The following is a 9,611-nucleotide window of genomic DNA, read 5'->3' as shown; positions in this document are numbered from 1 at the left end:
TAATTGCTTATCTGAAGGAAAGAAGTGATGGAATAAGCTTCTTTCCTTTCGTTCGTGTAAGTGTACTTTTACGAACGCTAATTAATTAGAAATGCATTTATATTCCTTAGTCAATTTATGTGTAGAAATAATTGGTGCATCAAGTAGAACTTTAAACTCCTATGAAATTATTAATTTCTATAAATGAATTCCAGGAAGATGGAACAAGCCAACTCTTTTGACAAACTTTATTTAGTAATTTACAATGATGACTGTACGCTTATTCGATTAGGAGGATTATTAAAAAATGACACACTCAATGAAACTTCGTTTCCCGACTTTGAATCAGTAATTGAATACGTTCAAAGGCTCTGTTTGTGAAATCAGAGTAAACGGGATAAGTCTGTCCTTTTTTAATAATCTTCACTCTATAAAATTAAAATAGTTAAAGAAGAGGTACAACTCTACCTTTTATAATTCTGTAGTTTTCTTTCTTCAACAAGGATTTTAAAGGAGTTTGTATGAAATCTATCTTTATTTACCTGATATTAATTGATTAGTAATATCCCTTTACTCACAGACAAGCCGTCTGTGAGTTTTTTTATTTTCTGGAATCACCATGAGTTTGTCAAATGTGCGGCAGATCATGGAGAGAATACAAGAAAATAGAATCAAACAAATTCATTAGAATAAACAATTGGAGGAAATAAACTTGAATACACTTAAACTTAAACAATTAGCAGCGGATAGAGGATTGGATATTGTAGAAAGCAGCATCAAAATCAATGAGTCGGGTGTTGACTTTCAAGTAGTCCACGCCAAAGATCAACATGGAGATAAATGGATTTTAAGAATTCCGCGTAGACCTGAGTCAATGAGACATGCAGGCCAAGAGAAAAAAGCGTTAGATATCCTTCACCAACAAGCGAGCTTTCAAGTTCCGAATTGGTCTATCTTCTCTGAAGATTTAGTTGCTTATAAGCAACTAAAGGGCATTCCTGCAGCGACGATTGATGTGGAGCAACAGAACTATGTTTGGAGTTTTGATGAAACCAATGTTCCACCTGCGTATTATCAATCACTAGGCAAAGTCCTAGCAGATTTACACGCATTGCCTCAGGAAGAATTCAAACATATCGGGGTTGAAACCCTTCGTGCCGATGAGTTAAGAACTTCCTTGAAACAGCGAATGGAACGGGTAAAGAAACAATACGAAATCAATCCAGCTTTATGGGACCGTTGGCAAGCATGGCTTGCCGAAGACTCTTTTTGGCCCTCCCATGTAGGAGTGAAACACGGGGACATACATCCAGGTCATATCCTTATTAATAAAAACTATCAAGTAACGGGCTTAATTGACTGGACAGAAGTAGGGATTGCTGATGTATCTGTCGATTTCCTGTCCCATCACCTTCTTTTTGGGAATGATGGACTAACAAAGTTAATCAATGCTTATGAAAATGCCGGTGGAAAAACGTGGTCAAGAATGGATGAGCATATTGTAGAACTTCTTACAACCAGCGCCATCACTATAGCTGAATTTGCAGAAATCTCAGGCCTTCAAGAGATGCACGAAACAGCTGCACACATGCTCGCTAGCGAAATGTAATGAAATGGACTGGTCGTTTAGCTGTGCTTAACGATCAGTTTAACGCAAAGGGTGTAGTTGCGAATGCAGGAATTGTTGCAGAAGCAACAACTATAGCTGCTTTATTTGCTGTTACAGGATGTTCGATTGTTGTTAATGCCATCACCTGTAAATGGTAACTTGAAATTTGAATTAGGAGGGGAATGTAATGCAATTTTTATTGTTTTATTGATTGATGCGGGCTTGAAGCAGAAGCTCGTATCGATCTTGGCTATCGGTACGAAATTAAAAATTTCGGAGGTAGCAAAATGGAAAAACTTTGTTTTGAATTAAAAAATATTGAAGTGTCCTATTTAGATAAAGAAATCTTGCGAATTGAAGATCTAGCTATCCACCAGTTTGACCGCATTGGCATTGTGGGGAAAAACGGTGCAGGAAAAAGCACATTACTGAAATTATTAGCGAAAGAAATTCAGCCAACAGTGGGGCAAGTGAAGAGTTACGTTGATCCAGGATACTTTAAACAGCTGGAGACTCCTAAAAAAGAAGAGGCCGGTATTGATCCAGCATTGCTTAGGCAATTAGCGGTACCACGAAATCTAGAGTCACTGAGTGGTGGAGAACAGACGAAATTAAAGCTCGCTCAGCTAATGAGTCAATATTATGAAGCGTTATTGCTGGATGAGCCAACCACTCATATGGATAAGCAGGGCATTTCGTATTTGCTCGAAGAACTTCGCTATTACTATGGTGCTTTGGTGATCATCAGCCATGACCGGGCCGTGTTGGATGAACTTGTGACAAAGATCTGGGAAGTCCAGGATGGGCAAGTGCATGTGTATTCGGGAAATTATAGCGACTACATGAATCAAAAAAGGTTGGAATGGGAACAACAAAATCAAGCTCACGAACAGTTCTTAAAAGAAAAGAACCGACTGGAAAAAGCTGCAAAAGAAAAGATGAAGAAAGCAGAGAAGGTTGCCCAAGCCGGAAAATATTCGAAGAAGGAATCAAAGGCCATGGCAAATCGAATGTTTGAGACAAAATCCAAAGGCACAAGCCAGAAAGCGGTACATCGTGCGGCCAAGGCAATCGAGCAGCGAATGGAGAAGCTCGAGGAAGTGAGTGCGGTTCAAGTTGAGAAGCTGATTGTTTTTCCACATCAGAAAGCACTGGAGCTGCACAATAAATTTCCAATCATGGCCGATCGTTTCACTTTATATGCCGGAGATAATATATTATTGGAAAAAGTGACCTTCCAACTTCCACTTGGTAAAAAGATTGCGATTTCAGGTGTGAATGGGAGTGGTAAAAGTACATTGCTTCAACGAATTGCGAGAAAAGATGAGCAATTGACCATTTCTCCTAAAGCAAAGATTGGGTATTTTCAGCAAATGAGTTATCAGTTCAGCGGTGATGAGACTGTCTTCCATTACATCAAAAATCGTTCGGAACATGAGGATAGCTTTTTAAGGAGTGTCCTTCACTCGATGCAGTTTGTGGATACGGACTTGCTAAAACAGGTGAAAGATTTAAGCGGGGGAGAAGCCATCCGGCTGCAGCTTTGTTTACTCTTTCTAGGTTCTTATAATATCCTGTTATTGGACGAACCAACTAACTTTTTAGAAATTAAAGCGATTGAAGCACTAGAGCAGTTCGTAAAGGCCTATCAAGGCACCATCGTATTTGTTTCCCATGATGAGTACTTTATCCGAAATACAGCAGATATTCAGTACATCCTAAGTAATAAGAAGTTGCAATTGATATAAGGAACTTGAAATAGTCATCGATATTAGTCGATGACTATTTTTTGTTTCTTTAATTACTTGAAAGATTTGTATTTCGAGAAGATTTTTAGTCTTTTATTCCAGTTTACATATCATGAGGTTATCGGAAGTTCTTTAAAAACAAATACAAGAAAGGAAGAGGGAAGGCCAACTTATCAGCTTTACCTCTTCCTTTCTTATAAAATCACTTATGATTCAATGCTTGATTGATAAATTGGTATAGCTCGCCATCTATTTCATACTGCAGTTCGTTCCCTGGGTTTTCAGCGTGGAAATGTTCGGCTTGCTTGCGGAAAGTCCTATCGTCTTCGGAAAAGGCATTCACGATGTCATTCCATTTTTTCGCTAAATCTTGTACTTTTTCATCGGAAGGAGAAGCGCCTTTTTCTTTTTCCAAACGTATTTCCTTGATAAGACTGTTAAATTCTTGCTCTGCCTGCTTTAAAAGTTGTTTGTCGGCATTTTCATATCGGCTTTCCATGGTAGCCAATTGCTGCTTCGAAAAGTATTTTTCCTTATTCATTTTCAGCGCCTCCATTAATTTAGTAAGTTCTGGAATCGACATGGTCCGATTGCTGCGCGCAGCCGATAACGCATTTTCCAGCTCTGCTACTAGTTTTTGCTGAACCTCTATCTCTTTTTTGACGCGGGAAATTTGGGTTTGCAAAATCTCTGCAACGGTTTGTTCCTCCGGATTAGACAACAGAAGTTGTATTTCTTCTAACGACATGCCCATCTGCTTTAAGGACAAAATTGGCTGAAGACGGACCAAATCTGCTTTCGTGTAAAGCCGATGCCCTGACTCCGTATACTGAGAAGGTGAAAATAAACAGATTTGATCGTAATAGCGTAAAGTTCGAATCGTTAAACCCGCCAATTCGGCAACTTCTCCGACTTTCCAATGTTCCTTCATTCGCTTAGCCTCCATTTAACAACATTTCTATTCACCAACTAAAACCGAGAAATTCGAAGTTAGAAGAGTTGCTGCATCTCCTTTTGCTCAAACGTGTAGGTTTTCCCGCAAATATGGCAAAAAGCTTCAATGTCTTCCTTTCGTTCAATGCTCCGTTTGATTTCCTCTTCACTCAATGAATAAAGCATGCCATAGAACATTTCTTTACTGCATCCGCAGAAAAATTGACTGGAGCTATGGCCAATAATTTTTGCATCCCCAAACAACTGGGTTAACGCTTCTTCGCTGTCACTCGCTTCTTCAGCGTTTAGTTTACTGAAAATATCCGGATTGGCTTTCACAATCATTTTCACTTCTGAAAGCAGGTGTGGTGGTGCACCGGGAAGCAGTTGTGCATATAGTGCATGGCTGGAAAGAAGAGAACCTCCCTTATCCAACTGAATGTCGGAATAAAGATAGGTCGGCGTCTGATCACTCTGCACAAAATAGTTGGCGATATCATCCGTGATATGTTGATTTGGCATATCGGTAATGCTGGTGAATTGATTCATCTCAGAACCCTTTATGACACGGATCATCCCAGAAGGTCCAATCAAATCTTGCATCGACTTTTCTTCTGTATTAGAAGATCTCAAAAGTTCTTCGTTCAGGTATCCTCTGACATTTCCATTCGCTTCGGCTTCCGCAAAAATTTTATGGAGAGGATTGCTCAGCGTTACCTGGAGGCTCATTCGCTGGTTTCCTTTGAGCGTGCCGGAAAGTATGCTCATCGCTGATACCGTTTTGCCTAACAGCAGTTTAAGCGGTTTAGGAAGTTCCTGGTTTAAGGCATAGATATCGCGAAGCAGCTGGGTATTATCGATAAAATATAAACGAATCTGTTCTTCATTAATTAATGCCTTCACAATAGCATTTTGCACAACGATTCCCCCTTTGCAAAAGTAAGCTAGTTTTACTATAAAACATTACCCTACGTAAGGTTCAAGGGGAAAATGAAATTTTCACGATATTTATTTTTAGTTAACATATGACACCTTATCGGAAGTTATAAAAATATAAAAGGCAAGAAAAGGCTCGTTATAGCGAATTCTCTTGACCTCAGTATTTACGTTTGTATCGACTAAACAATCACTGCATAGAACTTTTTGTGTTGCATAAGCTTACGTTATTTTTGCCATTTTAGATTGACGTTGCAGGATGTATTAGGGGAGTGTTAATAAAGAAGTAGAAATGTAAATTAGCACATTTAAGTTGCAGTAATTTACAGGAAGAAAACTAGCGAAATGAATGGAACAAACGGCATAGCTTTTTAGAAAAGAAATGCCGACAGTAAGCTTGATGGATGGACTGCAAGAACATGCCACCTTATCATTTTTGGATTGGTTCATTGAAGAACAAATGGAAGAAAAAAAGATGTTCCGTGATATGATCATTCGCATAAAAGGCATCGAAGAAGGTGGCGAGTATTTCTTGAAAATGGACGACGAGTTTGCTGCAAGAAAACCGGAAGAATAATACGGAAGAAAAAAGCACAAGGCTGATTGTGTGCTTTTTTGTGTGAATTATAAATTTTTCATTATTCCTCTTCACTTAAGGAATGATCATTTTCTAACCAATCCACAATTAACTCTAGGATGATTTCTTGTTGTTCACTGACGGTGATCTGAGCTTCATTGTCGCCGGACTGACTACCATATACACCAAAATACGCGTGGTTTCCGCCTGGAATTTCAATGAAATCCGTTGTTTCTGGCAAGTTTGGGCTGTTTTCCTTAATTTTTTCAGGCGTACTTAAGCCATCTTCTGAACCGCTTATGGATAAAGCGGGTAAGTTGGATTCGCTTAAATAGTCATTGCTTGCTGCGTATGCCCCAAGCAAGATGAGCCCGTTTACGCGATCTAAATGTTGATCGAAATACATAGCGGCTGCTGCGCCTCCCATGGAATGTCCCGACACATACCACTCGATGCTGTGGTTACTTCCTATCATTTCATCAGCTTTTGATACGGCTAAAATTGATAAATTCAATCTGACGGAAGGTATGGCGACTGTGATGTTTTGGTTCGATAATTCTTGTGCTAAATAGCCATACGCTTCAGGTTCGACTTTTGCACCGGGATAGAGGATCAGCCCTTTTTCTGCATTTTCTGCTCGATAGATATACCACCCGTCCTCGGGTTCTATAACTTCCTCCATTTCGATTTGATCCGCATCTATCACTTCAAACGTATTTTGAGACCAAATAAAAAAGATAGTGAAGCTCAGAATTACGACTAAAGCTAGTGTGAAAAGCGAGATGAACAAGGTTTTTTTGTTTAGAATTTTTTTCATCACCGTTACCGAATTATTCCTAATCTAATCGAGCAGAAAGATAGAGACAATCCACTGATTAACATTTTAGATGATTTTCCTTTCTGGGTTTTTGGGAAGTGTTACTTTAAGTTTTGTTAAATTAACACTTCATACAGCTTAAGTGTAACCATTAGAGGGTTCTCCATAGAAAAATTAAAATGAATCATCAAAAGTATCGATCTTAATGTGAATTATGACATTTAACTGATCAAACGTGATGTTTGCATACTAAAACGTCTATTGATAAAAAAACAGGTAAGTAATGATGAATCCTTGGTGAATATACAACAATTTACTAACAAAAGGTAATATGAAAAAGCAGCCTCATGAAAATGGGTAGTGTTCTTAACTTTTCTAATGATAGATGAATTATGATTTATAATATAATTTTTAAATTGATGCTTTATTTGAACTAAGGATAAAGCTTTTCCCTTCTTCAACTAACGCGATGATTGGAGATGTACGATGGACTGTGTCATTTGTGGAAAACAAGTAGTAAATGAAAACAATCGGTTGCAAAAGAAAGTGAAAGATTATTTGAGAACAACCAGCGAACTAGATGTAAAGCATCTATGGATTAAGCAATGGAAAATCTGTTATGACTGTAGTGAATTGTATACGAATGACAATCTTGTAGATAATTCTGAAGTTCTACAAAAAATAGAGGAGCAAAAACAGCGCAAGAAACAACTAGGAAAAGCTAAAAGAAAACAAGGGCCTGTGGGAGAAGCGCATGCTTATTACACTGGGAGATATATTGATTATGCTACGTGTAAGGCGGAAGAAAAAGGTCAGAGTATAGCTAAATCAACTCGTTTGATAAGTAGTCAACAATACGACGCCGATTATATTACATATGTGAAAAGCAGTGAATCTACCGCTGTGTTGATAGTGCGGGATATGGTAAAGGAGATAGACACAAAGGAAAAATGGATTGATGTAAGGCATATGGAGAAACGATTTTTGTCTCATTCTGATGAGGGTTTTTCTTTTATCATTGTAGAATTGTTTTCTAGAAAACAAAAACCAACTTATCCGAAGAAAATGGCAGTAGAGACTGATTCGGAGTATAAAAATCGGATAGCGTACATCACGTGGCAAAACGCAACGGCTGATATACACAATCAGCGAACTCAAGGGATAAAGGGTGATATATATATTGTGTTGCCCAGTTTAAAGAACGAACATGAGAACATGTATGATAAGCACTATATCACGTGGGATAGTAGGCACCATCACTTCAAGCGTGTTAGAGAAAGTAATCAATATGTAAATATTTTAAAGCCACCTAAATGGGGATACGATATCGTTGCTACAAAAAAGATAAATCATCAACAGCTGCGTTATATTGAGAAAAACTTGTTTCAAATCATTAGCAAAACCCATAAAAAAAGTGGCATTACTCTTTCCATGTTCAGCCCGCAAAAGAAAAAAGAAACTGCATCCAAATTGAAAATGGGGCTAAAGAAAGAAAGCAATTAAAATCGCGCTTTTCCCTTTTAACAGGAGGTTGATGATTTCTATGTTGAAAATAATAAGTATCATTCTATTGTTTTCACCTGCCGTACTGATCTATACAGAAACGACGAGCGTACTAGTTGCCATAATCCCATTTGTTCTAGGCGCGTTGCTTTACACGTACGTCCTTAGCAAAAAACGTACCCAGCACCATCCAATTCGATTAGCTAACAATCATTGAGCCAGCTTATTATAAGTTGGTTTTTTATTTTTGAATTTAATTCAGTCAGGAAGCTAGAAGATTCTATGGTGATGCAGTGCCAAAGATTGTTGCATGGCTGCACCGATGCGCAGCACAGGGCGGGAAGTGATAACAGGGTCGATAAGATGAACTTCGCTGTCTTGGATAACTTCGAATTCAAAGCAGCTATTGCGGGCTCGAATGCCCCTGACGGCAGCTGGGGGTAGTTCATTTTGCTGCGGAGTATAAATTCAGATTCCCTTTACGTACAAGTTTTTTCCGCTTTTCATCCGCCAGGACTAGTCGCTTCAAGACAAACGAGTTTAGTTAAAGTGCAAGACAGGAAAACTACTATTGAATCCATGAAATGAGTCATCAATCAATAGTGCGTTTAATCAATCGGTTGAAGGGGGAAGGGAATTGAAAATCGCCATCTTATCTGATATTCACGAAGGGCTCAATCGCAAAAAGACTGGAGCTGATATTGTCGGGTTGCTGAAAGAGTCGCTGGCCCAGCATGCGCCGGATGTCTTTATCATCAGCGGTGATGTGACAGCGAGACCGGAAAAAAGTTTGGCACTGCTGAAGCGGCTGCAAACTGAATTGCCGGATCTTCAAATTTTATTTGTCCATGGCAACCACGATCTATACCACGAGGATTCTACTAATGCGTATGAAAAACTGCTGGAATTCGATGGCAATCTGGGAAATGGCCCGGTTCATTTGAATGAGGAATGGATCGTGATCGGTGATGGCGGCTGGTACGATTATACATTCGGCATAGAAGGGTTTACGGAACAGGAGTTTTCAACAGGCCGTTTCAATGATTTTACCTGGCCAGACAAAGTCTATGCACATTGGCCAGAGAATGATGTAGCTATAACCGATAAGTATTTGACGAAACTGGAGAACTGGCTGTCATGGCATCAAGAAAAGAATATCATTTTGGTCAGCCATTTTGTGCCGTTTGCCCACTTTGTCCAAGTGAAAAACGACCTTTCCTGGGATTTTTTTAACGCGATGATGGGGAGCAAGGAAATCGGGGGATTGGCTGAAAAGTATGCGGTCAAAAAAATGATTTTTGGCCATATCCATACCCGCTATCATGAAGAATACAGGGGCATCGACTGCATCTGCAACCCGCTTGGTTATTATCCTCATGAATGGAGCGGCAATTCGGCACGGGAAGAAATCAATTCGGCATTGAAAATCATCGAAATCTGATGGATCTCCCTCCTACTCACGTTTAATGGTCTCTATCCCCAAGGTATAGGCAAGCAAAAGCTTAATGG

General features: G+C 39.1%; 9 protein-coding genes. 6 read left to right on the top strand and 3 right to left on the bottom strand.

Features of this window, described 5'->3' with window-relative positions:
- Window positions 1-286: 286 nt before the first annotated feature.
- The 3 genes from DP119_RS16050 to DP119_RS13960 all read left to right on the top strand — a co-directional run bounded on the left by DP119_RS16050 (window position 287) and on the right by DP119_RS13960 (window position 3,336).
- Window positions 287-331, top strand: coding sequence for an erythromycin resistance leader peptide (locus DP119_RS16050; RefSeq protein WP_203334236.1), 45 nt, complete (start codon window positions 287-289; stop codon window positions 329-331).
- Between the two features lie 360 nt (window positions 332-691).
- Window positions 692-1,588, top strand: coding sequence for a macrolide 2'-phosphotransferase (locus DP119_RS13965; protein ID WP_112233739.1), 897 nt, complete (start codon window positions 692-694; stop codon window positions 1,586-1,588).
- Between the two features lie 287 nt (window positions 1,589-1,875).
- Window positions 1,876-3,336, top strand: coding sequence for an Msr family ABC-F type ribosomal protection protein (locus DP119_RS13960; RefSeq protein WP_112233738.1), 1,461 nt, complete (start codon window positions 1,876-1,878; stop codon window positions 3,334-3,336).
- A gap of 202 nt (window positions 3,337-3,538) precedes the next feature.
- Here the strand turns inward: DP119_RS13960 and DP119_RS13955 are convergent, their stop codons facing one another.
- On the bottom strand, window positions 3,539-4,267 hold the full coding sequence (locus DP119_RS13955) for a MerR family transcriptional regulator (protein WP_167399244.1): 729 nt from the start codon (window positions 4,265-4,267) through the stop codon (window positions 3,539-3,541).
- Window positions 4,268-4,326: 59 nt separating this feature from the next.
- Complete coding sequence (locus DP119_RS13950) at window positions 4,327-5,187, bottom strand: Hsp33 family molecular chaperone HslO (protein ID WP_167399243.1); 861 nt, start codon at window positions 5,185-5,187, stop codon at window positions 4,327-4,329.
- Between the two features lie 418 nt (window positions 5,188-5,605).
- Between DP119_RS13950 and DP119_RS13945 the strand changes: the two genes are divergently transcribed.
- Window positions 5,606-5,782 (top strand): hypothetical protein, encoded by a 177-nt coding sequence (locus tag DP119_RS13945; RefSeq protein ID WP_232787169.1) that lies wholly within the window; start codon window positions 5,606-5,608, stop codon window positions 5,780-5,782.
- A gap of 61 nt (window positions 5,783-5,843) precedes the next feature.
- On the opposite strand, the gene DP119_RS13940 is transcribed toward DP119_RS13945, so the two are convergent.
- A complete protein-coding gene (locus DP119_RS13940) occupies window positions 5,844-6,599 on the bottom strand; it encodes an alpha/beta family hydrolase (RefSeq protein ID WP_112233735.1) in 756 nt (251 codons plus the stop codon).
- Between the two features lie 486 nt (window positions 6,600-7,085).
- Between DP119_RS13940 and DP119_RS13935 the strand changes: the two genes are divergently transcribed.
- Window positions 7,086-8,102 (top strand): hypothetical protein, encoded by a 1,017-nt coding sequence (locus DP119_RS13935; protein WP_112233734.1) that lies wholly within the window; start codon window positions 7,086-7,088, stop codon window positions 8,100-8,102.
- A 637-nt stretch (window positions 8,103-8,739) separates the two neighbouring features.
- Window positions 8,740-9,543 carry a metallophosphoesterase gene (locus tag DP119_RS13930; protein WP_112233733.1) on the top strand — a complete coding sequence of 268 codons (804 nt, stop codon included), beginning with the start codon at window positions 8,740-8,742 and terminating at the stop codon, window positions 9,541-9,543.
- The last annotated feature ends 68 nt before the right edge of the window (window positions 9,544-9,611 follow it).

The organism is Planococcus maitriensis, from assembly GCF_003289925.1.
GTDB classification, from domain to species: Bacteria; Bacillota; Bacilli; order Bacillales_A; family Planococcaceae; genus Planococcus; species Planococcus maitriensis.
This window is presented reverse-complemented; position numbering and strand designations above follow the sequence as displayed.

Coding starts and splice junctions, on each gene's coding strand:
- DP119_RS13960 (WP_112233738.1), top strand. CDS start 1,876: ATGGAAAAACTTTGTTTTGAATTAAAAAATATTGAAGTGTCCTATTTA.
- DP119_RS13955 (WP_167399244.1), bottom strand. CDS start 4,267: ATGAAGGAACATTGGAAAGTCGGAGAAGTTGCCGAATTGGCGGGTTTA.
- DP119_RS13945 (WP_232787169.1), top strand. CDS start 5,606: ATGGATGGACTGCAAGAACATGCCACCTTATCATTTTTGGATTGGTTC.
- DP119_RS13940 (WP_112233735.1), bottom strand. CDS start 6,599: ATGAAAAAAATTCTAAACAAAAAAACCTTGTTCATCTCGCTTTTCACA.
- DP119_RS13935 (WP_112233734.1), top strand. CDS start 7,086: ATGGACTGTGTCATTTGTGGAAAACAAGTAGTAAATGAAAACAATCGG.